We start from the raw sequence: 22,927 nt of genomic DNA, 5'->3' as shown, positions 1-22,927 counted from the left end.
GGGCCGGCGGCCTACATTCGGCCAATATATAGAAGACCGACCTGGGGATGTTCCATGCTCGACGCGTTTGTCGATTATCTCGACTCGATCAAGGCGCGTGATCCGGCGCCGCGTTCGCGCTGGGAAATCCTGCTTTATCCGGGCGTCTGGGCGGTCGGCTTCCACCGCATCGCCCATTGGCTGTTCAAGGGCGAGCTTTATTTCCTGGCCCGCGCGGTCAACCATTTCTCCCGCCTGCTCACCGCGATCGACATCCATCCCGGCGCCAAGATCGGCCGCAATTTCTTCATCGATCACGGCTTCAGCGTGATCGGCGAGACGGCGGTGATTGGCGACAACGTCACCATGTATCAGTGCGTCACGCTGGGCGGGACGAACCCGGCCAACGGCGTTCCTGGCAAGCGGCACCCCACGATCGAGGATGACGCGATCATCGGATCGGGGGCGCAGGTGCTGGGGCCGATCATCGTTGGCCGCCGGGCGCGCATCGGCGCCAATGCGGTGGTGACCAAGGATGTGCCGGAAGGCGCCTCGATGGTCGGCATCCCGGCGCGACCGACCTTGGTGGAAGCCACCTATTACCAGAAGAGCTTCGTGCCCTATGGCACGCCCTGTTCCGAACGGTTCGACCCCGCGACCCAGCAGCTCGAAATGCTGAAGTGCGAGGTGGAATCGCTGCGCGCCAAGCTGGCCGAGCTGATCGAAAAGCGCGACGGCGCCGACAAGGAGCGTGACTGCGCCTGATGAGCGCCATCGTCACGCCGTTCCCGACGCCGCATTTCCGGCCGTTGCAGGTCGGCTTCGATCGGCAGGAACTGGCCCGCATCCTCGATCTCTACGGCCGCATGGTGGCCGCCGGGCATTGGCGGGACTATGCGATCGATCTGGGGCGTGAAGCCGCTTCCTTCTCCGCCTTCCGGCGGGCGGCCGAGCGGCCCGAATATCGTATCGAGAAACGCCCCGCATTGCGCCAGCGACAGGGCATGTGGGCGCTGATCGGCGAGAGCGGATCGGTCCTGAAGCGCGGGCATGAGCTGGTACCATTGCTGGCACCGATCGAACGGCGGCTGCTGAAGCTGGTCGGCGAATAAAAGGAGGCGGGCGCCGCGCCCGCCCAGTAAGCCTTGCTATCGGTGAAATTCGGCGTCAGGCGCTGGCCGGCGCGGTTGCTGCCTGCGTGTCGGGCAGCCGCGCGCGCCACGCGGCTGGAAGCATCGCGACGACATGGATGCGCACCGCGTGCCAGAAGGCGGAGAGCAGCAGCAGGGCCGAGCCGATCACCAGCGAGGTGAGCGCCAGATTGAGGCTGACGGCGCCGAACTCGCGGAAAAGGGTGCTCAAGGCGTAGAGCACGTAAGCGAGGGCGGAGACCAGCAGGGCGCGCCGGTCGACGGCGATGGCGATCAGCCCCATGGCGCAATAGACCAGCAGGACGACCGCGGCCTCGCCGATGCTCGCGCCGCCGTCCAGCAGGCCGAGCAGCGCGAAGATGGGGTGGACGATCAGCGGGGCGGCCAGCAGGTGCAGCCAGAAGGCGACGTCCGCCCGGCGGGTGAGGCGGGCGGGATCGCTCATGTCCCAGCGCATGGCGAAGGCGAAGACCGCGACGCCGATAGCCAGCAGCACGGCATAGAGCCAGCCGCCCATAACCGGCACGGCCGCCAGCAGCAGGCCGACGGCAAGGCCCGCGATCGCCAGCGTGCCGGCGGCCACGGTGATCGGCACGTGGAAGCGCCGCCAGTGGAGCCATGTCGCCAGCGCGGTGACGGCGGTGACGGCGACGGTCGTCAGCGCCATGGCGCGATCGGACGGGTTGGGCTGGCCGCTGGCGAGGAAGGCCAGCATCGCCATGAATATGCCGCCGGCAAAGGCCAGCAGCAGGACGATGCTGGGCAGGGCCATGCGACGCTTGCGGGTGAAGAATTCGGCGAGGCCCCAGGCGGTGGCGGCGACGAGCAGGCCGCTCGGCGCATTGGGGCCGCCGGGCAGGCGAAAGAAGGGAACGGCGTTGCCGATCCACGCCACCGCGACCAGCAACAGCACCGCCGCGATCGTCACGAAGATATCGTTGAAGCCGGTGATGAGGCGGAAATGCTCCTCATCCACCAGCGAGGTGCGCTGCCGCCCGGCGACGAAGGCGCGGAAGGCCGCGGCGCTAGTGGGGGTAAGGATGCCGGCACCGACGGCGTCGTCTATATCGCTGCTGCTATACATGGCCCATCTCCTGCCCCGGAGATAGCATCACTGTATTGGTGTTGCAATACAGTGATGCGGTGGCCCTGTATAAGCGCCGGATCAGCCCTGCTGGAGCAGGGAAGCGATCAGCATGGATTGTTCGAGGCCGTTCTGGGGGACGATCTCCCCGCTGCGGTCGACGATCCTGTCCCACGCGGCGGCGACGCCTTCGGGCGTCTGCTGGTCCGCCGGCAGCACCGCACCCTGGGTGAGGGTGATGTAGGCGGCCTGGACCACGCCGCCGCCCGCGCTCAGGATCACATTGGTCGGCGCGTCCTCCGACACCAGATAGAGCGCGGCGGGCGCCACCTTTTCCGGCGCGAAGACGTTCAGCATCTCCGGCGGCAGGACATCCTCCGTCATCCGTGTGGCGGCGACGGGGGCGATGGTGTTGACGCGGATATTATATTTCGCGCCCTCCAGATAGAGCGTCTTGGTAAGCCCGGCGAGGCCCAGCTTCGCCGCGCCATAATTGGCCTGGCCGAAATTGCCGTAGAGCCCGGTGGACGATGCGGTCATCAGGATGCGGCCGTAATTCTGCTCCCGCATCAATTCCCACACGGCCTTGGTGACGTTGGCCGATCCGTTGAGATGGACTTCGACGACGAGGCGGAATTCCTCCATCGTCATCTTGGCGAAGCTCTTGTCGCGCAGGATGCCGGCATTGTTGATGAGGATATGGACGCCGCCCCAGGCTTCCTTCGCGCGGGCGACCATTTCCTGCATCTGTTCGGCGTCGGTGACGTTGCCGCCATTGGCCATGGCGGTGCCGCCGGCGGCCAGAATCTCCTCGACCACCTTCTGCGCCGCGTCGGAAGCGCCGGTGCCGTCCCGCGCGCCGCCGAGATCGTTGACGACAACCCTGGCGCCGCGCCGCGCCAGTTCGAGCGCGTAGCCGCGGCCAAGCCCGCCGCCCGCGCCCGTGACGATCGCAACCCGCCCTTCGAAACCGATGGTCATTCCTCTCTCCCGCGCTTTACGTTCGCGTCAGGTAAACCAACGGACCGGCGAAGGGAAGACGGCAAGATGAATGCGGTTCAGCTTTGATAGGCTTCGTCGATATTGGGGGCGAACAGGTCCATGCCGTCGGGCTTCTTCACCGAATTCTCGTCCCAGAAGGCGCGGAGATGGCAGAGTTTGCCGTCCGCATTGAACTGGGCATGCTCGATGATCGAAAGGTCGAGCCCGGCATTCTCGCTCGGCAGGCGGACCTGCATGGTGAAGCGCAATATGCCCTGGTCGCCGCAGGCGCGGATTTCCTCCAGCACCGGCGTCACCTGGCGGCGGCTGTCCGACCAGGCGAAATCCCAGAAGCGGCCGATATTCTCGTGGCCGGCGAAGGGCGGAGTTCCCACCGGGTCCTCCAGCACGCCATCTTCCGCGAACACGGACAGCAGCAGATCCTTGTCCCGCGTCTGCCAGGCCCGGATATAGTTTTCGAGGCCCGCGCGAACCTGTTCCGGTGTTGCCTTCATTGCCATTCTCCCCTGATGCTTTGGCGCCGGGCTAGCATGCGGGGCAGGGGCTGTCGATCAAGATGCGTGGCGGGCGCGCCATATCGCTACGCGAAGCGATCGCGGCCGGGGCTGCCATGTTCGTGACGCGCAGCCTATAGCGCGCCCTCGACGTCCAGGGCATAGCCGGCCGAGCGGACGGTGCGGATGATATCGGGCCGGCCGCCATCGTTGATCGCCTTGCGCAGCCGCCGGATATGCACGTCCACCGTGCGCGGCTCGATATCGCTGTCGCGGCCCCAGACCGAATCCAGCAGCCGCTCGCGCGAGAAGACGCGGCCCGGATGCTCGAGGAAATGCTTGAGCAGGCGGAATTCGGTGGGGCCGAGCGGCACCGTTGCCCCGTCGCGGCGAACCTTGTGGCTCACCGTATCCATCTCGATATCCGAATAGGACAGCCGTTCCCCGGCCAGCGCCGGGCGCACGCGGCGCAGCACCGCGCCGACCCGGGCGACCAGCTCGCGCGGGGAGAAGGGCTTGGTGACATAATCGTCGGCGCCGGTTTCCAGCCCGCGCACGCGATCCTCCTCCTCGCCGCGCGCGGTGAGCATGATGATCGGCACGTTGGCCGTATCGTTGAGCCGGCGCAGGCGGCGGCAGACCTCGATGCCGGAAAGCCCCTCGATCATCCAGTCCAGCAGGACGAGATCGGGCGGGCTTTCCTGGGCAAGGAGCAGCGCCTCCTCGCCGTCCGGCGTATGTTCGACCTCGAATTCCTCGCGCTCGAAATGCCAGATCAGCAGTTCGGCGAGCGCGGCATCATCCTCGACAAGCAGCAGGCGGGCACGGGCCATCGGCTCATTCCTCCTCGGCGGCAAGCGGATCGCCGCCTCTCGCGCGTTCGGCCATCTGGTGGCCGGTGGCGGCGTAATAGACCATCTCCGCGACGTTGGTGGCGTGATCGCCGATCCGTTCCAGATTCTTGGCGATGAACAGCAGATGTGTCGATGCGGTGATGGTGTGGGGATTTTCCATCATGTGGGTCAGCAGCGCGCGGAAGATGCTGTTGTAGAAATCGTCCACGGTGCGATCGCTTTCGGCGACGCGCACCGCGCCGGCCGCATCGCGGCGGGCATAGGCATCCAGCACGGCATGCACCATGTCCGACACCGATCGCGCCATCGCCGGCAGGATGGAGATCGGCTCTATCCCCTTGATATCGCTGAGCACGGGAATGCGCTTGGCGATGTTCTTGGCATAATCGCCCATGCGTTCGATCACGCCGGCGATCTTCATCGCCGCCAGCACGTCGCGCAGATCGTCCGCCATCGGCGCGCGCAGCGCGATGAGGCGGATGGCGTGGCGTTCGACCTCGACCTCCAGCTCGTCGATCCTCTTGTCGTCCTCGACGATGCGGACGGCGGCATCGAGATCGCGCCGGACGAGCGCCTGGACGGCATCGGCCAGCGCCTGTTCGGCACGGCCGCCCATTTCGGCGACCAATGCGCGGAGCTGGCCGAGATCGTCGTCAAATGCCTTAACGGTGTGCCCGGTGGCCATGTGCCTGTTCTCCTCAGCCGTAACGGCCGGTGATGTAATCCTTGGTCCGCGTTTCGCGGGGATTGGTGAAGATTTCGGACGTATCGCCATATTCGACCAGCGTGCCGAGGTGGAAGAAGGCCGTGCGCTGCGATACGCGGGCGGCCTGCTGCATGTTGTGGGTGACGATGACGATGGCGTAACGGCCGCGCAGCTCGTGGATCAGTTCCTCGATCTTGGCGGTGGCGATGGGATCGAGCGCCGAGCACGGCTCGTCCATCAGGATCACTTCCGGGTCGACGGCGATGGCGCGGGCGATGCACAGCCGCTGCTGCTGGCCGCCCGAAAGCGCGGTGCCGCTGTCGTTCAGGCGATCCTTCACCTCATCCCACAGGCCGGCGCGGCGCAGCGATTTCTCGACGATCTGGTCCATGTCCGCCCGCGCGGAGGCGAGACCGTGGATGCGCGGGCCATAAGCCACATTCTCGTAGATCGACTTGGGGAAGGGGTTGGGCTTCTGGAACACCATGCCCACGCGGGCGCGGAGCTGCACCACGTCCATGTCCGGCGCGTAGATATCCTCGCCGTCCAGCGTGATCCGGCCTTCGACGCGCGCGGAGGATACGGTGTCGTTCATCCGGTTCAGCGTGCGCAGGAAGGTGGACTTGCCGCAGCCCGACGGGCCGATGAAGGCGGTGACATTTTCCTGCGTCACGTCGATCGAGACGTCGCGTATCGCCTGCTTCGCCCCGTAGAAGACGTTGACGTTGCGCGCCGTCATCTTGAGCGTGCCGCCGTCGCTGGCTGGCGATGGCGCGGACGGGTGCAGCAGCGGGGCGCTCATGGTCTGATCGTTCATTACCAGCGTCTTTCGAAGCGATTGCGGAGATAGATGGCGACGCCGTTCATCGCCAGCAGGAAGACCAGCAGCACGATGATCGCGGCGGAGGTCTTCTCGACGAAGCCGCGGCTAACCTCATCCGACCAGAGGAAGATCTGGACGGGGAGCACGGTGGCCGGGTCCATGATGCCGCCGGGGGGCGAGGCGAGGAAGGCGCGCATGCCGATCATCAGCAGCGGCGCCGTTTCGCCCAGCGCGCGGGCCATGCCGATGATCGTGCCGGTGAGGATGCCGGGCAGGGCCAGCGGCAGGACATGGTGGAACACCACCTGCACCCGGCTGGCGCCGATGCCCAGCGCGGCATCGCGGATCGACGGCGGAACCGCCTTGATAGCGTTGCGCCCGGCGATCACGATCACCGGCATCGTCATCAGCGCCAACGTGAGGCCGCCGACCAGCGGGGCCGAGCGCGGCAGGTGCATGAAGTTCAGGAACACCGCCAGCCCGAGCAGGCCGAAGATGATCGACGGCACCGCCGCGAGGTTGTTGATCGAAACCTCGATCAGGTCCGTCCAGCGGTTGCGCGGCGCATATTCCTCCAGATAGAGCGCGGCGAACACGCCCACCGGGAAAGCGAGCACCAGCGTGACGAACATCGTCACCAGCGATCCCTTGAGCGCGCCCCATATGCCGACCAGCGTGGGATCGGTGGAGTCCGCGCGGGTCAGGAAGGTCCAGTTGAAACCGGTCCGCACCACATCCGCCTTTTGCAGCTTGCCATATGCGGCCTCGGCGGCCGGCGCGGCATTGCCCTTGGCGGCGAGATCGATGGCGGTGGCGGCGGGCACCCAGATTTCGGCCTTGCCGCGCAGGATCGCCGGATCGCGCTTGATGGCATCGCGCACGCTGAGCCACGCGCCGTCCGAAAGCAGGCGTGCGCCGCCTGCGCCGAAGGCGGCATCGGCGGCGGCGGCCGTCGTGCCTTCGATATCGGCGCCGGCCAGCGCGGCGTCCGCGCCGAAGCCGGCGAGCGCCGCCGGATCGAGCATCAGCGAGGATCGCGGGAAATCCACGGGCAGGCGGATTTCCGTCTGGGTGAAGCCGCGCGCGCCGTTGCCGATCATCGTGACCAGCAGGAAAGCGAGAAAGGCGGCCGAGACCAGGATGGAAAGCAGGCCCAGCAGCTTGAACCGCCGTTCCGCCGCATAGCGCCGGCGGATGCGGTTCTGCATCGCGCTGCCTTTCCAGTCGGTCGGGCGGCGGAGTTCCGCCGTGGCGGTGGCGCTATTCATAAACTTCCCGATATTTCTTCACCACGCGCAGCGCGACGATGTTGAGCAGCAGGGTGACGATGAACAGGACGAGGCCCAGCGCGAAGGCGGCGAGCGTCTTCGGGCTGTCGAATTCCTGGTCGCCGGTCAGCAACTGCACGATCTGGGTGGTCACCGTCGTCACGCTGGCGAAGGGGTTGGCGGTGAGATTCGCGGCAAGGCCGGCGGCCATCACCACGATCATGGTTTCGCCGATCGCGCGGCTGACGGCCAGCAGCACGCCGCCGACCACGCCGGGCAGCGCCGCCGGCACCAGCACCTTGCGGATCGTCTCGGATGTGGTCGCCCCCATGGCGAGGCTGCCATCGCGCATCGCCTGCGGCACGGCGGCGATGGAATCATCCGCCATCGACGAGACGAAGGGGATGATCATGATGCCCATGACGAGGCCGGCGGCGAGCGCGGATTCCGACGAGGCGCCCGGGATGCCGGCCATCACCGCGAAGCTGCGGACGGCGGGCGCCACCGTCAGCGCCGCGAAATAGCCGTAGACGACGGTAGGAACGCCGGCCAGCACCTCCAGGATCGGCTTCAGCCACTTGCGGACGGCGGGCGCGGCATATTGGGTGAGGTAGATCGCGCTCATCAGGCCGAGCGGGATCGCCACCACCATCGCGATGATCGCGCCGATGAAGATCGTGCCCCAGAAGAGCGGGATCGCCCCGAAGGCCCCGGACGAGCCGACCTGATCGGCGCGCATCGCCGTCTGCGGGCTCCAGCTCGTCCCGAACAGGAATTCGACCGGCGAGACCTTCGAGAAGAAACGCATGGTTTCGACGAGCAGCGAGGCGACGATGCCGAGCGTCGTCAGGATCGCGATCAGCGATGCGACCAGCAGGCCGATCATCACCACCCGTTCCACGCGGGTGCGGGCGCGGAAATCGGGGCGCAGGCGGGTGAAGGCATAGGTTCCGCCCGCCAGCGCCAGGATGAGGGCAAGGCCCGCGCCGGCGATGCCGTAGCGCATCCGCGCCGCCTTGTAGGCGGGCAGCATCTCCTGCGCTTTGGGATAGAAGCCGCCCTGGATGCGGCCGTCGGCAAGGCCCCGCACTTCCGAAAGGATGGCGGAACGCTCCATGCCGGGGGACGGCAGACCGGCGCCGGCCGGGCTTTCGATCGCGGCCGCCATGGTGAGGCCGGGGGCGATATTGGCCCAGACGGCGAGGAAGATCAGCGCCGGCACGATCGCCCACAGGGCGACATACCAGCCATGATGGCCGGGGCGGCTGTGCGGGCGGATGCCGTTTTCCGGCTGGAAGCCGGCGGCCTTCGCCCGCGCGGCGAACCACGCGACGAAGCCGAGGCCCAGGACCAGGAAAAGGATGGCAAGGATGGACAAGGCTGGGCCTTCCCTGACGTTGAGGATGCGGCCCCGCTTGAGGGCAGGGCCGCTATCGGTTCAGTTGACCGTGGCCGGATCCATCGGCGTGAGCTTGGTGGCGATGTCCAGGTTCTTCGCCCGCACATCGGCCGGCGCCGCGATCAGCCCGCGCCGCTTCAGGTAGCCGCTGTCGGGATCCCACGCGCCCGCATATTCGGCGACGAATTCCTTGAGGCCCGGAATGGCCTTCAGATGCGCGCTCTTGACGTAGATGAAGAGCGGGCGGGCGCCGGGATATTCGTAGCTGGCGATCGTATCGTAGGTGGGGGCGACGCCCTGCAGCTTCACGCCGCGCACCTTATCGAGATTCTCCTCGAGGAAGCTGTAGCCGAACACGCCGAGCGCATCGGGATTGGCGACCAGCTTCTGCACGATCAGATTGTCGTTCTCGCCCGATTCAACATAGGCGCCGTCCTCGCGGATCTTGGTGCAGACGGCCTGATGCCGCTCCTTGTCGGTGGTCTTCAGCGCCTTCATCTCGGCATTGGCGTCGCAGCCCTTTTCCAGGATCAGCTCGGCGAAGGCGTCGCGCGTGCCACTGGTGGGCGGCGGGCCGAACACCTTGATCGCGATGGCGGGCAAGGCGGGGTTCACATCCTTCCAGGTCTTGGCCGTGTTGGGCTTGCCATAAGGATTGGCCGCGAGCGCCTTGTAGATATCCTCTTCGGTCAGCGCCATTTCTGCCCCGGCCTTGCTTTCGCCAAGCGCGATGCCGTCGATGCCGATCTGGATTTCGACCAGCTCGCTCACGCCGTTCTTGACGCAATCGTCCAGCTCGGACTTCTTGATTCGGCGCGAAGCGTTGGCGATATCCGGGAATTGCGCGCCGACGCCGGCGCAGAACTGCTTCAGGCCCGCACCCGTGCCGGTCGATTCGACGATCGGCGCCTTGAAGGACGGGAACTTGCGCGGGAACTGCTCGGCCACCGCGGTGGTGAAGGGATAGACGGTGGACGATCCGACCGCGCGGATCTGATCGCGGGCCGCCCCGCCGGCGTCGCCGCCGTCCTGGCCCTGGCAGCCGGCCAGCGCCAATGCGGCCATCCCGATCAGATAATGCAACTTCGCCAAATCGTCCTCCCTTCGGTGCCGGCGTCACGCCGGGTCGATATGCGCGCTAGAGCGGTTCGGCGTGCCCTCTGTGACATTCGTGTGACTCTTTGATGACAGGGCCGGCGGAAGGGGCGCCGTGGCGGCGGGGAGGAGGACGCAGACAAGGGTGCCGCGCCCCACTTCGCTGCGGATTTCAAGCCTGCCGCGATGCCGCTCGACAATATGTTTGACGATGGCGAGGCCGAGGCCGGTTCCCCCCAGCGAGCGGCTGCGGCCCGGATCGACGCGGTAGAAGCGCTCAGTGAGTCGCGGGATATGCTCGGCCGGTATGCCCTCGCCCTCGTCGCGCACGGCGAGCTTCACCATATTGTCGCGCGCCAGCTTCACCGAAACCTGCACCGGCGATCCGGGGCGGCCATATTTCAGCGCATTGCCGATGATGTTGTGGAGAAGCTGGGAAAGCTGGGCACGATCCCCGGCGACGGGCGGCACATCGGGGGCGATCTCCACGATCACCCGGTCCTTGTCCGCCACGATGCCGCTGTGAAGCGCGCCGCGCACTTCCTCGATCAGCGGGGCCAGGGGGATCGGGGTCTGCGGCAGGCTGTATTTCTCCGCCTCGATGCGCGAAAGCGACATCAGGTCGTCGACCAGGCGTTGCATCCGCTTGGCTTCGCCGAACATGATCTTGAGGAAGCGGCCGCGTGTTGCCGGGTCCTCGGCGGCCTTGCCGTCTTCCAGCGTCTCGACGAAGCCGATCAGGGTTGCGAGCGGCGTGCGCAGCTCATGGCTGGCATTGGCCACGAAATCGACGCGCATCTGTTCCGCCGCATGGGTGCCGGTGCGATCGGCAAGGCGGACGAGCAGGCCGCGCCCCTGTATCGGATGGACGTTCAGCTCCCACCGCCGGTCGCGCTGGCCGATGCCGATCAGCTCGATCGGCCCGCCCGGCACCGCATCGCCGCTTTCGGCCTGCAGGGTCAGCCGATCGGTGGCGGCGGGGTGGCGGATGGCAAGGCGGATATCCTCGCCGACGATATGGTCCCCCAGCGTCGCGCGGGCCGCGCTGTTGGCGATGGTGACGAGCTGGCCGCTGACCAGCAGCATCGGATCGTCGATCGCCTCCATCACCTCCTCAAGGCTCGGCTGGGGCGTATCGTCGGACGATGCCGCCTGGGCCGGGCTGACGGAGGGCGGCCGCGAGGCGAACCAGGCGCCCGCCGCGGCGATGGCCGCCGTGAGCGCCGCCGGCTCCCCGCCCGCGCCGAGCAGCCACGATAAGAGAAATCCCAGGCAGGCGGCGATGATGGAAAGGAGGATGCGGGACGATGGCGGCGCAGTCATGCCCGCCATTCTATGGCCGGATTGTTACATCTGCCATGCACCGTGGAAAGTATTTCGCTTAACCCAAGGCAAGCAGCGCCGGGACAAGTTCATCGAAATGATCGATGAGCCTGTCGGCGCCAAGTTGATCGACCGGGCGGTCCGAAAAGCCGAAGGTCACGGCCACGCACGGGATGCCGGCGGCGCGCGCCGTATCGGTGTCGGTGATCGAATCGCCCACGAAGGCCGCCCGCCCGCCGCCGGCCCGCGCGATCGCCTCCAGCAGCGGGGCGGGATCGGGCTTGCGCACGGGCAGGGTATCCCCGCCGACCAGCGCCACGAAGCGATCCTGCCAGCCGAGCGCATCCACCAGCTCGCGGCTCAGCCCCTCCAGCTTGTTGGTGCAGATGGCGAGCTTCACGCCGCGCGCGGCCAATGTATCGAGCGCGGCCTCCAGCCCGTCGAAGGGGCGGGTGTGATCGGCGATGTGGGCGTAATAATAATCGAGCAGGATTGGGAAACCCTCCTCAATCAGCGCCTCGCTCACCTCGCCCGTGGCGGAAAGGCCCTTCTGCAGCAGCGCGCGGGCGCCGTGGCCCACCATGTGCCGCACATCCTCCGCCGGGATCGGCGGCCGGCCCATCCGCCCCAGCGCGTGATTCAGCGCGGCGGTGAGATCGGGGGCGGTATCGGCGAGGGTGCCATCGAGATCGAAGGCGACGACAGCGAAGGGGAAGTCAATCATGACATTCCTTTCACCCGCCGGTTATGGCGTTGGCAAGCGCGCTGTGGCAGGGAGCGCGCATGGCCGACCCTCGTTTCCAGCCGTCCCGCCCCTTCGCTGCCGTGATCCTTGCCGCCGGCAAGGGAACACGGATGAAATCCGATCTCCACAAGGTGCTGCACCCGATCGCCGGGCGGCCGATGCTGGGCCATGCGCTGGCAGCGGTGGACGCGCTGGCGCCGGCGGCCAAGGTGGTTGTGGTCGGTGCCGGGCGCGAGCAGGTGGAGCGGGCGGTTGACGCCGGCATCAAGCTTGCGACGCAGGAACCGCAGCTCGGCACCGCCCATGCCGTGGCGCAGGCGGAACCGGCGCTGGCGGATTTCGACGGCGACGTGCTGATCCTTTATGGCGACGTGCCGCTGGTGCGGCCGGAGACGATGGCGCGGATGCTGGACCGGCTGGACCAGCCCGACGCGCCGGCCGCCGTGGTGCTGGGCTTCCGTCCCGCAGACCCGGCCGCCTACGGCCGCATCCTCGCGCAGGACGGCCTGATCGCTAAGATGGTGGAATATAAGGATGCGACGCCGGAGGAGCGCGCCGTAACCCTCTGCAATTCCGGCCTGATGGCGGTGCGGGCCAGCGACCTGTGGCCGCTGATCGCGCGCGTGGGCAACGCCAATGCGGCGGGCGAATATTATCTGCCCGATATCGTGATGCTGGCCGCCGCCGAGGGCCGCCGATCGGCGGTGATCGAGGCGGAGGCGTGGGAAGTGGCGGGCGTGAACAGCCGGGCGGAGCTGGCTGCCGTCGAAGCCGAATGGCAGCAGCGCCGCCGCGCCGAAGCGATGGCGGCGGGCGCGACCCTGATCGCGCCCGAGACGGTATGGTTCAGCCATGACACGAAGATTGGTCACGATGTCATTGTAGAACCGAATGTTTTCTTCGGTCCTGGCGTGAGTGTGGGCGATGGCGTGGCGATCCACGCTTTCTCCCATATCGAAGGCGCCACGATCGCATCGGGCGCGGATATCGGCCCCTATGCCCGGCTGCGGCCCGGCGCCGAGGTGGGCGAGGGCGCGCGCGTCGGCAATTTCGTGGAGATGAAGAAGGCGCGGCTGGGCAGGGGCGCCAAGGCCAACCACCTCACCTATCTGGGCGATGCCGAGGTGGGCGAGGGCGCCAATATCGGCGCGGGCACGATCACCTGCAATTATGACGGCTATTTCAAGAACCGCACCGCCATCGGCGCGGGCGCCTTCATCGGATCGAACAGCGCGCTGGTGGCGCCGGTCTCGATCGGCGACGGCGCGATCGTTGCGGCGGGATCGGTGGTGACGCGCGACGTGCCCGCCGATGCGCTGGGCGTGGCGCGGGGCACGCAGGAGGTGAAGCCCGGCTGGGCCGCGCGGTTCCGCAAGGCGATGCTGGCGAAGAAGAAAGCGGGCTGAACGCTTCTGAAGATTGCAGCATAATCCGCTGGAAAATTTGTGATTGATGGATCGGCCGGGCGGAATTTCGCCCTGGCCCCAAGAGGACGGATCGACCCATATGTGCGGCATCATCGGTATCATCGGGCGCGAGGATGTGGCGGACCGGCTGCTGGCCGGACTGCGGCGGCTGGAATATCGCGGCTATGATTCCGCCGGCATCGCAACCGTGCAGGATGGCGCCTTCGATCGCCGCCGGGCCGAAGGCAAGCTGGACAACCTGGCCCGCAAGCTGGCGGCCGATCCGCTGGCCGGCCATGTCGGCATCGCCCATACCCGCTGGGCCACGCACGGCGCGCCGACCGAGGACAATGCCCACCCCCATATCGTGGGCGACGTGACGCTGGTGCACAACGGCATCATCGAAAATTTCAAGGCGCTGCGGGATGAGCTGCTGGCCGAGGGCCGCCATTTCGCCAGTCAGACCGATACGGAGGTGGTAGGCCATCTCGTCGCCCGCGAGCTGGAGCGCGGCGCGAGCCCGGAGGAAGCGGTCCGCACCGTCCTCCCCCGGCTGCACGGCGCCTTCGCGCTTGCCTTCCTGTTCCGCACGCATCCCGATCTGCTGATCGGCGCGCGGCTGGGCGCGCCCTTGGTGGTGGGTTATGGCGAGGGCGAGACCTATCTGGGATCGGACGCGCTGGCGCTGGCGCCGCTGACCCAGAAGATCGCCTATCTGGAAGAAGGCGATTGGGCGGTGCTGACCCGCGACGGCGTGACCATCCATGATGCGGCGAACCGCGTGGTGGACCGGCCCGCCACACTTTCCGGCCTTACCGGCGCGCTGATCGACAAGGGCAATCACCGCCATTTCATGCAGAAGGAAATCTTCGAGCAGCCGGTGGTGGTGGCGCAGACGCTGGGTTCCTACCTGCGGCCGCTGGCCGGCGAGGTGGCGCTGCCGATCCCCGAATTCGACTTCGCCGATATCCGCCGGGTGACGATCGTCGCCTGCGGCACCAGCTTTTATGCCGGGATGGTCGCCAAATATTGGTTCGAACGCTTCGCCCGCGTGCCGGTGGACATCGATGTCGCATCCGAGTTCCGCTATCGCGAGCCGGTGCTGGAGGAAGGCGGGCTGGCCCTGTTCATCAGCCAGTCGGGCGAGACGGCCGATACGCTGGCGGCGTTGCGCCATGCCCGCGCCGCCGGCCAGAAGATCGCGGTGGTGGTGAACGTGCCGACCAGCTCGATGGCGCGCGAGGCGGATCTTCTGCTGCCCACCCATGCGGGGCCGGAGATCGGCGTGGCATCCACCAAGGCCTTCACCTGCCAGCTTGCCGTGTTGGCGGCGCTGGCGGCCAATTTCGCGCGGGTGAAGGGGCGCCTGACGCCGGATGAGGAACAGGCGATCGTGCGCCATCTGGCCGAGGCGCCGGCGGCGATGAACGCGGCGCTGGCGCATGACGAGGAGATCGAGGCGCTGGCCCCGCTCGTCGCCAGGGCGCGCGACGTGCTCTATCTCGGTCGCGGGCCCGATTATCCGATGGCGCTGGAAGGCGCGCTGAAGCTGAAGGAAATCAGCTACATCCACGCCGAAGGTTATGCGGCGGGCGAAATGAAGCACGGGCCGATCGCGCTGATCGACGAGGACGTGCCCGTGATCGTGATCGCGCCGTCGGGCCCGCTGTTCGACAAGACGGTTTCCAACATGCAGGAAGTGCAGGCGCGGGGCGGCAAGGTGGTGCTAATTTCCGATGCCGCCGGCATCATGGCGGCGGGCGATGGCACGATCGCGACGATCGAGATGCCCGAGGTCCACCCCCTGATCGCGCCGCTCGTCTATGCCATTCCGGTGCAGCTGCTGGCCTATCATGTCGCCGTCGCCAAGGGCACGGACGTGGACCAGCCGCGCAATCTCGCCAAGTCGGTGACGGTGGAGTGACGGCGGGCGCATGACCGCCGATCGCCTCCTTCGCGCCCGCGATCGAGTGGCGGTGCCGTGGAAGAATGGCGGCGGCGTGACTCGCGAGATCCGCGCCCACCCGCCCGGTGCCGGCATGGGCGATTTCCAATGGCGGCTCAGCATGGCGGAAGTCGCGGCCGCCGGGCCATTCTCGATCTTTCCCGGCGTCGACCGGATATTGGCGGTGCTGGCGGGCGAACTGCGGCTGGCGGGCGAAGCAACCGGCGAACGGACGATCACGCCGGAAAGCCCGCCCTTCGCCTTTGCCGGCGATGTCGCCATGGACGGCACGCCGATCGGCGGGGCGGTGATCGACCTCAACGCCATGGTGCGCCGCGATCGTTATCGTGCGGAGATGACGCGGCTGGGTGCCGGCCTGCATGCCGTGGCGGCTCCCTTCGCCATCCTGATCGCGCTGGGGCCGGTCGAGGCGACGGCAGGAGGCCGCGCCTTCAGGCTGGATCGCCACGACGGGCTCGATCTGGATGGCGAGGCCGAGGTGCGGATCGAAGATGCCGAGGCCGGCGCGCTGCTCGTCCGCTTCCGGCCCCTCTGAGGGCACGGTTCCCCGCGCTCGGTGCGAGGGGCCGGCAGGATCAGGTCAATAGCCCACGGTGAAGCGGCGGCGGCTATGGGCCGGGCGCTCGATCTCGTCCGCCATGGCGATGGCGTAATCGGCAAAGGAGATGCTGCTGTTGCCGCCATCCGTCAGCAGCGCGTCGTCGCCCAGCCGGAACTTGCCGGTGCGCGGGCCTTCGAAGAACAGGGCCGATGGCGACAGGAACGTCCAGTCAATATCGCTGACGCCGCGCAGATAATCGAGGAAGGCGGCGCCCTTCGATGCCTCGGCCTTGTAGGCGTCGGGGAAATCGGGCGTGTCGATAAGGCGCAGGCCGGGCGCAACCTCGAGGCTGCCGGCCCCGCCGACCACGAGATAACGCGGCACGCCCGCCCGGCGCACGGCATCCACCAGGATCGCCGGATCGCTGTTCAGAAACATGACCGCGCTCACCACGGCGTCATGGCCGGCGATAAGCGGCGCCAGCCCGGCGGCGTCATTGGCATCGCCGGCGACGGCGGTGACGAGCGGATCGGCCTGCGCCTTTTCCGGATGGCGGGCGATCGCGGTCACCTGATGGCCACGCCGGACCAGCTCCGCCACGATTTCCCGGCCCGCGCGCCCGGTGGCGCCGATGACGGCGATCTTCATCGATGATCTCCCATGTGGTTTCGAATGGAAACCAGCTATGCATTCCGCTAGCCGATGGGAAGAACGCACTTCCGCCTCACCTGGTTACACGGACGAAACCGCCATGACCGGCAATGCCTTCGACCCCGATTGCCCCACCCGCCAGATCCTCGACCGCATCGGCGACAAATGGGCGATGCTGATCCTGCTGACGCTGGCCGACGGCCCGATGCGCTGCGGCGCGCGGTGAACGGCATTTCGCAGAAGATGCTGTCGCAGGTGCTGAAGGGGCTGGAGCGCGACGGGCTGGTGATCCGCACCGCCTATCCGACCGTGCCGGTGACGGTGGAATATCGGCTGGCGGCGCTGGCCGGAGGGCTGATCGAGATCATGGGCAGCATCACCCGCTGGGCCGAGCATAATGTAAGCGAGATCGAGGCGGCCCGCGCCCGGCACGACGCGCGGATGATCGCCGAGGCGGCGTGATGCCGCTTCAGCGGCGGGCGGCCCGCGCCGGCAGCCAGTCCGCGAAGGAAGGCGTGTCCATCACCTTGTAGGGGATGCCGCGTCGGCTGAGGAACAGGCGCTCCATCTCCGGCCGGGTGAAGGGCCGCGAGCCGAGGCGGCCGAAGACGGCGATCTGGCCGCCGCTTTCATCCACCGCGCGATCGCGATCGAGGCCCTTGGAAAGGGCGAGCGCGGGTGCGGGCGTCCTGGCCCAGGCGATCAGTTCCGGCACGGGCGCGGGCGAGAAGCCGTAGAAATTCGGCTGGCTCGCCGGGGAGGTGAGTTGCAGCACCTTCAGCCCGTTCCGCCCATCCGCCACATAAGCGAAGAGTGAGGCGTTGGTGGTGCCGACGATCACGTCCTCGGCATCGTCGATGGGATGCGCGGTGCCTTCGAGGCGGACCTTGCGGTAGATCGACGGACGCTCCGGATTCTTGACGTCGAGGATGACGAGCCCGTCCTGCTTTGCCGCGACATAGGCGTAGGTCCGCGCGACATAAAGGCGGCGCGCATCGGCCAGCGGGACGGTCGCTTCCGGGACCGGGCGAGGACGGGCGAGATCGGTGACGTCGAACAGCTGCACGCCCTCCGCGCTCGTAACCCAGAGGTAACGGAGCTGGAGGGCGGAAGCGCGGGCGTCGCGCACCGGCAGAACGGCCGAAAGGCGGGGGTGGAGCGGATCGTCCACATCGACCACCACCAGCCCGGCATCGGCGGCGATATAGGCATAATGGCCGCCCAGCGTGATGTGGCGCGCGCCCTTCAGCACATTATCGGCATTCCACGTCGCGTCCCGGCGCAGGAAGTTGTTGCGTGGCTCGCCATCGGCCAGCGTATCGACATTGACGACGATCAGCCCTTCCTCCGCATCGGTGACGAAGGCGTAGTGATAGATGGGATGGAAGGGCTGTTCCTGGTTCAGGGCGCGCAGATCCGCCGTGTTCCGCGTGGGGGCGATCGCCTGCATCGTCGGCAGCGCCATGCAGGTGGCATTGGCGGACTTGACCCGCATATCCTGGCCGAGCGGGGAGACCGGTGCCGTCAGGATGCGTTCGGAGAAGCCCTTGTTGGCGATCGAGGCGACGTCATAGGCCTGGAAGCCGCCCTTGCCCTGGGCGACGAACATATATTCGCCGCGCAGCTGGAGGCAGCGGACGGCATCGGGCGCGCCCTGGCGGGGATTGGCGAATTCCTCCACCGCGCGGGTTTCGCCCGAGAGCTTCCTGTCGAAGGCGCGGCCGCGCCGCCATTCCAGCAGTTCCCGCCCATGGTCCTGATGCGCCTTCCAGTAATCGGGATAGGCATATTTGTGGAGGTAGGAGCCGATTACCGCCTGCGGCTCCTCCCATTCGGTGACACGGATCGCCTGGAAGCCGTCCTGCTCACCCGTCCAGGCGTTCATGCCGACGAAGTTCACGAAGTTGGTGCCCAGCAGCAGCGTCTGCGCCATGATCGCATTATTGTCGTTCGCGGCGGAAAGGTGGCAGTCCGAGCAGGTCTTCGTCTCCGTCTTGCGGACGGTGTGCGGGAAATGGGGCGCGAAGGCCTGGCTGGAAAAGCCGATCGCCGAAATGGGCGGCTGCTGGATGTAGATGCGCTCGCGGTTGATGTTGGTGGAGGAAAGCACCAGCGCCGAGGTGGAGCGCACCGGCGCGATCTGGTTGCCCTTCGTCGTCTGGTGGCGGCCGAGCTGGAACATCTCGTCCCGCGCGACCTGGGGATTGTAGGTCGCGAAATTGCGGGTTTCGATGCCGTCATATTTATGGCTGCTGGTCTTCCAGTTCGCCTCGATCGGCAGGTGGCAGCCGCCGCACGAGGTCGTCCAGGACAGGTGGCAGGTGAAGCAGGCCATGTCCGGGTCCTTGTGCGCGCGATCCTCCATCGCGACGCCGGGGCCGAAGACGTAGCGGCCGGTTTCCGCGCCCTCGCGCGACATCAGCTTGGCGCGGGCGGCCTTCAGGTTGAAATGGGGATTGCCCTCCGTCACGGCATCCTTGACGAGGCTGACCTCCCATTCGAGCTTCGGATCGACGATCGATCGCTGGACGAGCACGCGCTGGCCGGCTTTCTCCACCCATTCGAAGCGGCGGCGGCCATCGGCGTTTCGGAGCAGCGACAGATCGGTGCCGCCGGGCCGCGCCGCCGGACCGGAGGTGCGGAGCGTGGGATAGGCATCGGCGGTGCCGTGACAATCCTTGCAGCCTATCTCCACCGCATTGGCGACCTCGCCATAGATCAGGCCGTTGCCGTGGCTGTCCTGCGCGAAATGGCAATCGGCGCATTGCAGGCCTTTCTCGGCATGGATGTCCATCATGTGGACGGCCTTGCCCGGCTGCTGGCCGACATCGGCGAACATCGGCTTGGCTTTCCTGTCGAGATCGGGATCGGCGGGATCGACCACGGTGCCATGTTCGTCGACGAACTGGCCGGCGGCGTTGCGGCGGTAGAGGCGGAACTTCTCGGGATCGTCCGGCTTCACGATGTTGCCGGCGGCGTCGAGCAGATTGCCCTCGCGATCGCGCCTGAAGATGGCGCGGAAATTCCAGCCATGGCCGTGATAATCGGCGAACTGGGTATCCTTCGCCCGTGCGTTCACATCGTCATAGACGTTGCGGAGGAAATCAACGTCCGCCCACAGGCCGCGCGGCGATGCGCCTTCCGGGTTGCGATCCAGCACGGCATGGACTTCGGCCGCGGTGGGGTATTTCTGCTTCTTGTAGGCGTCCGCCGCCTTGCCCGCGGGCGGGGCGAGCGGATTTTCCGGATTGGGCCACATCAGCGGCGCATCCGATTCATAATCCCACATCGTGTAGCCGAGGTAGGAATTCAGGAAGATATTGGGCTGGTGCATGTGGCAGTTCATGCACTGCGCCGTCGGGATCGCGCGGGTGAAGGCGTGGCGGATCGGGTGGCCCTTTTCCTTGATGCCGGGCGCCACCGGATGATCGGCGGGGACGGGGCCTTTCGCCTTGCCGTGGCCATGGCCGTCATCGGCCGGCTCCATCTTGGCGGCGATGGTGGGATCGGCCGTGGCGGTCTGCCCGTCGCGGCCATATCGGGCGTAGATCAGGCTGTGGCGCGGTTCGCGATCGTTCGCGTAGATGACGTGGCAGCCGGCGCAGCCGGAATTGCGATAGTCGCCGGGCTGGTCGTTGGTGCCCATGAACCACATGAACGGATCGTTGAGCCGGGTCTTGTGGACGTTGAGCACGGGGATGGCGACGCGCAGGCCCGTGCCGGGGCCGCGATTGGATTGGCGCAGATCGGGACGGCCGGGCTCCTCCAGCCGCTGGATGGTGCCACCGATATTGGGCAGGCCGATTTCCGGGAACTGGGTGCCGATATTGCGGCCGCCGCGCTCGAACACGCGGAACACGTCGCCCGGCGGCACGACATGCCAGGTCGGCAGCGGATAGAGGGTGGCGAGCGCGCCGCGGTTCGCCTGGGCATCGGTGACGGTGCCGGGCGGGGAGCCGGGGGACTTCACCTGCGCGGGCTCGCCCTTCTGCGTATAGGCTTCGCCGAACATGTAATTCTTGTAGGGCAGGATGCCGTTATTATAGGCGGCGCCCCCCCAGAGCATCGCACCGGTGGACATCAGCGACCGTTCGGCGGCCTCGATGATCTCGATATGGCAGGCGCCGCAGGCGGCGCGCGCGACGCGGTAATCGGATGGATTGACGAAGCGGATATATTCCGGCGCCTCGCGGTTCAGCAGCGTGTAGCTGCGCTTGGGGTTGGCCGAGGACGGCCAGTGCCAGCTTTCGGGATATCGGGGCAGGACGTGCGCCTTGTCCCGCGCGGCGACATAGGCCGGGGCATCGTGCGGCAGGCGCGCATCGCCCCGGACGGTGGCATCCCCGCCATGGCAATCGACGCAGCCCAGCACCACGGCGGGGGAGGCGTGCATCGTCTTCTGATCGCTGGCGGTGTGGCAGGAGACGCAACCCGCGCTCTTTTCATCCGCCTCCGCCCAGGACTGGCCGGCGGGCGCCGGGGCGGTGAAGGCATAGGTGATGGCACGCGGCTTTTCCCCTTCGGACGCAAGCCCCGACGATCCGCCCGCCATGCCGGCCAGCAGCGCGGCGGCCAGCAGCGCCCGTTTCAGGAAAGTCGCCCCCATGCCCATCAGAATGTGAGTATCGCGTTGAACAGGACGGAATAATAGCGATCGTCGCCCTGATTGTTGGTGAAGAGATCGGAAAAGCCCTTGCCCGGATCGAGCGTGGCGGCGGACAGGCGGAACACCGCGTTCTGCACCGCCCTGGGCCGCCAGATCGCCGCCAGCGAATAATCCCAGCCGATCGCCTTCGGAATGCTGCCTTCCATGCGCAGCGCCTTCAGCGTCGCCGTATTTTCGAACCAGAGATGGTTGACGTTGGTGGAAAGCCGGACGGTGGGCGTCAGATCGAAATCGCCACCTATGCCGAGCAGCATCGTGCCGGGATTGTTGAAGTTGGACTGGCCCTGTTCCTTGGAGGAGCGCAGCGAATTCAGGATGCCGTTGCGGCCGTTGATGCCGATCGCGCGGCCGCCGCCGGCGAACGGCACGGACTGGCGGATCCAGTAGCTGGTGTCCGCGCCGGCGAAGAGCGGGTTTTCGAAGATGGCGTCGAAGCCGGTCTCCCGATCGTCATAGGGATCGCCGTCGCCGGACGCATAGAGGCCGGACAGGCGGAAGCGCATCCAGTTGTGATCGTAGCTGAGTTCCGTCGCGGCGAGGAAGGCGCGGACCTTGGCCGGCTTGTCGGTGAAGAAGCTGTTCCGATCCTCGCCCAGCGCGCCGTAGAGCGATCCGGTGATGTTGAGCCGGCCGACATGGCCGTCCACCGCATAGCCCAGATAGGTGACGTCGTAATTGCGCGGACGGAGCGAGCCGAGCAGGGCGGGGCGCACCGGAAAGCCGTTATCGTCCACCTCGATCCCGTCTTCCCGGTTGAGGTTCACGGTGATGCTGGCCTGGCTGGTAAGGCCGGGCACGGGGAAATCCTGGCGGAACAGGTTGGCGAACAGGATGAAATCGTCGCGCGGGCGCTGGACGACGCTGTTCAGGCCGGAATTGGTGTCCTTTTCCAGCCGCCAGATCGCGCCGAAATTATACTGAACGCGGTTATTGTCGCGATTGCCGAAGAAACGGATGCCGAGCTGGTTGTCCTGGAACAGGAAGCCCCGGAAATCCATGTTGAACGGCTGGATGCCGACGCGGATCGAATCGAAATCGAAACGATCGGATACGTTGCGGAAGTGATAGTCGACGAACAGTTCCTGCACGCCCAGGAAATCATCCGTGCGATGGCTTTTCTTCGACGGTTCGACATGGAGGATGCGGCGCTGGCCGACGTCCACATAATTGACGTTATAGGCCAGGATCACCCGATATTCGATGTTCGGCGGTTTATAGGCCGTCGATCCCTTGATGAGCGAGCCGCCGAAGATGAAGGTCTGGGAGGCGACGATGCTTTCATCCCGCCCGAACACGTCGAGGCTGTCCGGATTCTCCGTGGTCTGGACGCCGACGGGCTGGGGGAAGGAGCGCGGCTCCACCACCGTATCCGAAACGCCGTTCAGCACCAGGAACCAGTCGTCGCCCTTGATCGGCAGCCATGAAGGCTTGGACTTCAGGTCGATCGGGCGATCGCCCTTCAGGAAATTCTGGTGATAGGGATCGAAGGGGGACCGGCAGGTGAGGGCCGCCGCCGGATAGTTGCGATCGGGGCAGAGCGCCTGGATCAGCCGCCAGCGATCGGGAATCGGGAACTGATCGACCGGGAAGGCTTCCGGCGGGGGCGGGCGGACCGCGCCTTCATTGGCCTGCACCACGGGTTCGGGCAGGTCGCGATGGGTGCCGGGGCGGCGGCGGCCGTCGATCAGCGCCGCATCCGCATCCACCGACGGCGGGGCGTCCGCGATCTGCTCCGCAACCGCGCCATCCGCAACGGGCGGCATCGCGGCCGCGA

At 66.8% G+C, this 22,927-nt stretch carries 21 protein-coding genes; 7 read left to right on the top strand and 14 right to left on the bottom strand.

The features are described 5' to 3' along the window. Window positions 1–54 precede the first annotated feature (54 nt). Both epsC and BHE75_RS11930 read left to right on the top strand, forming a co-directional pair. Window positions 55–744 carry a serine O-acetyltransferase EpsC gene (epsC, locus tag BHE75_RS11935; RefSeq protein WP_070933994.1) on the top strand — a complete coding sequence of 230 codons (690 nt, stop codon included), beginning with the start codon at window positions 55–57 and terminating at the stop codon, window positions 742–744. After that, window positions 744–1,091 (top strand): DUF2794 domain-containing protein, encoded by a 348-nt coding sequence (locus BHE75_RS11930; RefSeq protein WP_015457056.1) that lies wholly within the window; start codon window positions 744–746, stop codon window positions 1,089–1,091. Before epsC ends, BHE75_RS11930 begins: the two co-directional genes overlap by 1 nt. Before the next feature lie 55 nt (window positions 1,092–1,146). Here the strand turns inward: BHE75_RS11930 and BHE75_RS11925 are convergent, their stop codons facing one another. The 11 genes from BHE75_RS11925 to gph form a co-directional block, all read right to left on the bottom strand. Next, complete coding sequence (locus tag BHE75_RS11925) at window positions 1,147–2,214, bottom strand: hypothetical protein (protein WP_070933993.1); 1,068 nt, start codon at window positions 2,212–2,214, stop codon at window positions 1,147–1,149. Window positions 2,215–2,295: 81 nt separating this feature from the next. Beyond that, window positions 2,296–3,195, bottom strand: coding sequence for an SDR family NAD(P)-dependent oxidoreductase (locus BHE75_RS11920; protein ID WP_015457054.1), 900 nt, complete (start codon window positions 3,193–3,195; stop codon window positions 2,296–2,298). Window positions 3,196–3,272: 77 nt separating this feature from the next. Next, on the bottom strand, window positions 3,273–3,710 hold the full coding sequence (locus tag BHE75_RS11915) for a nuclear transport factor 2 family protein (protein WP_015457053.1): 438 nt from the start codon (window positions 3,708–3,710) through the stop codon (window positions 3,273–3,275). A 134-nt stretch (window positions 3,711–3,844) separates the two neighbouring features. Continuing rightward, window positions 3,845–4,543, bottom strand: coding sequence for a phosphate regulon transcriptional regulator PhoB (gene phoB, locus BHE75_RS11910; RefSeq protein ID WP_015457052.1), 699 nt, complete (start codon window positions 4,541–4,543; stop codon window positions 3,845–3,847). 4 nt (window positions 4,544–4,547) lie between these two features. Next, a complete protein-coding gene (gene phoU / locus BHE75_RS11905) occupies window positions 4,548–5,249 on the bottom strand; it encodes a phosphate signaling complex protein PhoU (RefSeq protein ID WP_015457051.1) in 702 nt (233 codons plus the stop codon). 13 nt (window positions 5,250–5,262) lie between these two features. Beyond that, window positions 5,263–6,072 (bottom strand): phosphate ABC transporter ATP-binding protein PstB, encoded by an 810-nt coding sequence (gene pstB / locus BHE75_RS11900; RefSeq protein ID WP_051128778.1) that lies wholly within the window; start codon window positions 6,070–6,072, stop codon window positions 5,263–5,265. Window positions 6,073–6,086: 14 nt separating this feature from the next. After that, window positions 6,087–7,361: a phosphate ABC transporter permease PstA gene (gene pstA, locus BHE75_RS11895; RefSeq protein WP_015457049.1), complete on the bottom strand. Its 1,275-nt coding sequence runs from the start codon at window positions 7,359–7,361 to the stop codon at window positions 6,087–6,089. Next, the gene (gene pstC / locus BHE75_RS11890) at window positions 7,354–8,739 is read right to left on the bottom strand and encodes a phosphate ABC transporter permease subunit PstC (protein WP_070933992.1); all 1,386 of its coding nucleotides are present in this window, start codon (window positions 8,737–8,739) and stop codon (window positions 7,354–7,356) included. The genes pstA and pstC overlap by 8 nt, the downstream gene beginning before the upstream one ends. Before the next feature lie 60 nt (window positions 8,740–8,799). Beyond that, on the bottom strand, window positions 8,800–9,852 hold the full coding sequence (locus BHE75_RS11885; protein ID WP_254684433.1) for a substrate-binding domain-containing protein: 1,053 nt from the start codon (window positions 9,850–9,852) through the stop codon (window positions 8,800–8,802). 24 nt (window positions 9,853–9,876) lie between these two features. After that, a complete protein-coding gene (locus BHE75_RS11880; RefSeq protein WP_070935798.1) occupies window positions 9,877–11,178 on the bottom strand; it encodes an ATP-binding protein in 1,302 nt (433 codons plus the stop codon). A 58-nt stretch (window positions 11,179–11,236) separates the two neighbouring features. After that, window positions 11,237–11,902 (bottom strand): phosphoglycolate phosphatase, encoded by a 666-nt coding sequence (gene gph / locus BHE75_RS11875; protein WP_070933991.1) that lies wholly within the window; start codon window positions 11,900–11,902, stop codon window positions 11,237–11,239. Window positions 11,903–11,961: 59 nt separating this feature from the next. Here gph and glmU point away from each other — a divergent pair, with 59 nt between their 5' ends. The 3 genes from glmU (at window position 11,962) to BHE75_RS11860 (ending at window position 15,830) form a co-directional block, all read left to right on the top strand. Then, on the top strand, window positions 11,962–13,329 hold the full coding sequence (gene glmU / locus BHE75_RS11870; protein WP_070935796.1) for a bifunctional UDP-N-acetylglucosamine diphosphorylase/glucosamine-1-phosphate N-acetyltransferase GlmU: 1,368 nt from the start codon (window positions 11,962–11,964) through the stop codon (window positions 13,327–13,329). A 100-nt stretch (window positions 13,330–13,429) separates the two neighbouring features. After that, complete coding sequence (gene glmS / locus BHE75_RS11865; protein WP_070935794.1) at window positions 13,430–15,253, top strand: glutamine--fructose-6-phosphate transaminase (isomerizing); 1,824 nt, start codon at window positions 13,430–13,432, stop codon at window positions 15,251–15,253. A gap of 10 nt (window positions 15,254–15,263) precedes the next feature. After that, entirely contained in the window at window positions 15,264–15,830 is a 567-nt protein-coding gene (locus BHE75_RS11860; RefSeq protein WP_070933990.1) for a HutD/Ves family protein, read from the top strand. A gap of 45 nt (window positions 15,831–15,875) precedes the next feature. Here the strand turns inward: BHE75_RS11860 and BHE75_RS11855 are convergent, their stop codons facing one another. Further along, window positions 15,876–16,484 (bottom strand): NAD(P)-dependent oxidoreductase, encoded by a 609-nt coding sequence (locus BHE75_RS11855; protein ID WP_070933989.1) that lies wholly within the window; start codon window positions 16,482–16,484, stop codon window positions 15,876–15,878. A 103-nt stretch (window positions 16,485–16,587) separates the two neighbouring features. Here BHE75_RS11855 and BHE75_RS25355 point away from each other — a divergent pair, with 103 nt between their 5' ends. Beyond that, a complete protein-coding gene (locus BHE75_RS25355) occupies window positions 16,588–16,713 on the top strand; it encodes a winged helix-turn-helix transcriptional regulator (RefSeq protein WP_438830589.1) in 126 nt (41 codons plus the stop codon). Then, on the top strand, window positions 16,710–16,949 hold the full coding sequence (locus tag BHE75_RS11850) for a winged helix-turn-helix transcriptional regulator (protein ID WP_438830588.1): 240 nt from the start codon (window positions 16,710–16,712) through the stop codon (window positions 16,947–16,949). Before BHE75_RS25355 ends, BHE75_RS11850 begins: the two co-directional genes overlap by 4 nt. A 7-nt stretch (window positions 16,950–16,956) precedes the next feature. Here BHE75_RS11850 and BHE75_RS11845 read toward each other — a convergent pair whose 3' ends face one another. After that, window positions 16,957–21,099, bottom strand: coding sequence for a hypothetical protein (locus BHE75_RS11845; RefSeq protein ID WP_070933988.1), 4,143 nt, complete (start codon window positions 21,097–21,099; stop codon window positions 16,957–16,959). Then, entirely contained in the window at window positions 21,099–22,916 is a 1,818-nt protein-coding gene (locus BHE75_RS11840) for a hypothetical protein (RefSeq protein WP_070935792.1), read from the bottom strand. The genes BHE75_RS11845 and BHE75_RS11840 overlap by 1 nt, the downstream gene beginning before the upstream one ends. Window positions 22,917–22,927: the final 11 nt, after the last annotated feature.

It is taken from the genome of Edaphosphingomonas haloaromaticamans, assembly GCF_001853345.1.
In the GTDB taxonomy this organism is placed as follows: Bacteria; Pseudomonadota; Alphaproteobacteria; order Sphingomonadales; family Sphingomonadaceae; genus Sphingomonas_E; species Sphingomonas_E fennica.
This window is presented reverse-complemented; position numbering and strand designations above follow the sequence as displayed.

Bases quoted from the DNA above. Each gene is read 5' to 3' on its own strand.
- epsC (WP_070933994.1), top strand. From the start codon at position 55: ATGCTCGACGCGTTTGTCGATTATCTCGACTCGATCAAGGCGCGTGAT.
- BHE75_RS11930 (WP_015457056.1), top strand. From the start codon at position 744: ATGAGCGCCATCGTCACGCCGTTCCCGACGCCGCATTTCCGGCCGTTG.
- BHE75_RS11925 (WP_070933993.1), bottom strand. From the start codon at position 2,214: ATGTATAGCAGCAGCGATATAGACGACGCCGTCGGTGCCGGCATCCTT.
- BHE75_RS11920 (WP_015457054.1), bottom strand. From the start codon at position 3,195: ATGACCATCGGTTTCGAAGGGCGGGTTGCGATCGTCACGGGCGCGGGC.
- BHE75_RS11915 (WP_015457053.1), bottom strand. From the start codon at position 3,710: ATGAAGGCAACACCGGAACAGGTTCGCGCGGGCCTCGAAAACTATATC.
- phoB (WP_015457052.1), bottom strand. From the start codon at position 4,543: ATGGCCCGTGCCCGCCTGCTGCTTGTCGAGGATGATGCCGCGCTCGCC.
- phoU (WP_015457051.1), bottom strand. From the start codon at position 5,249: ATGGCCACCGGGCACACCGTTAAGGCATTTGACGACGATCTCGGCCAG.
- pstB (WP_051128778.1), bottom strand. From the start codon at position 6,072: ATGAGCGCCCCGCTGCTGCACCCGTCCGCGCCATCGCCAGCCAGCGAC.
- pstA (WP_015457049.1), bottom strand. From the start codon at position 7,361: ATGAATAGCGCCACCGCCACGGCGGAACTCCGCCGCCCGACCGACTGG.
- BHE75_RS11880 (WP_070935798.1), bottom strand. From the start codon at position 11,178: ATGACTGCGCCGCCATCGTCCCGCATCCTCCTTTCCATCATCGCCGCC.
- gph (WP_070933991.1), bottom strand. From the start codon at position 11,902: ATGATTGACTTCCCCTTCGCTGTCGTCGCCTTCGATCTCGATGGCACC.
- glmU (WP_070935796.1), top strand. From the start codon at position 11,962: ATGGCCGACCCTCGTTTCCAGCCGTCCCGCCCCTTCGCTGCCGTGATC.
- glmS (WP_070935794.1), top strand. From the start codon at position 13,430: ATGTGCGGCATCATCGGTATCATCGGGCGCGAGGATGTGGCGGACCGG.
- BHE75_RS11860 (WP_070933990.1), top strand. From the start codon at position 15,264: ATGACCGCCGATCGCCTCCTTCGCGCCCGCGATCGAGTGGCGGTGCCG.
- BHE75_RS11855 (WP_070933989.1), bottom strand. From the start codon at position 16,484: ATGAAGATCGCCGTCATCGGCGCCACCGGGCGCGCGGGCCGGGAAATC.
- BHE75_RS25355 (WP_438830589.1), top strand. From the start codon at position 16,588: ATGACCGGCAATGCCTTCGACCCCGATTGCCCCACCCGCCAGATCCTC.
- BHE75_RS11845 (WP_070933988.1), bottom strand. From the start codon at position 21,099: ATGGGCATGGGGGCGACTTTCCTGAAACGGGCGCTGCTGGCCGCCGCG.
- BHE75_RS11840 (WP_070935792.1), bottom strand. From the start codon at position 22,916: ATGCCGCCCGTTGCGGATGGCGCGGTTGCGGAGCAGATCGCGGACGCC.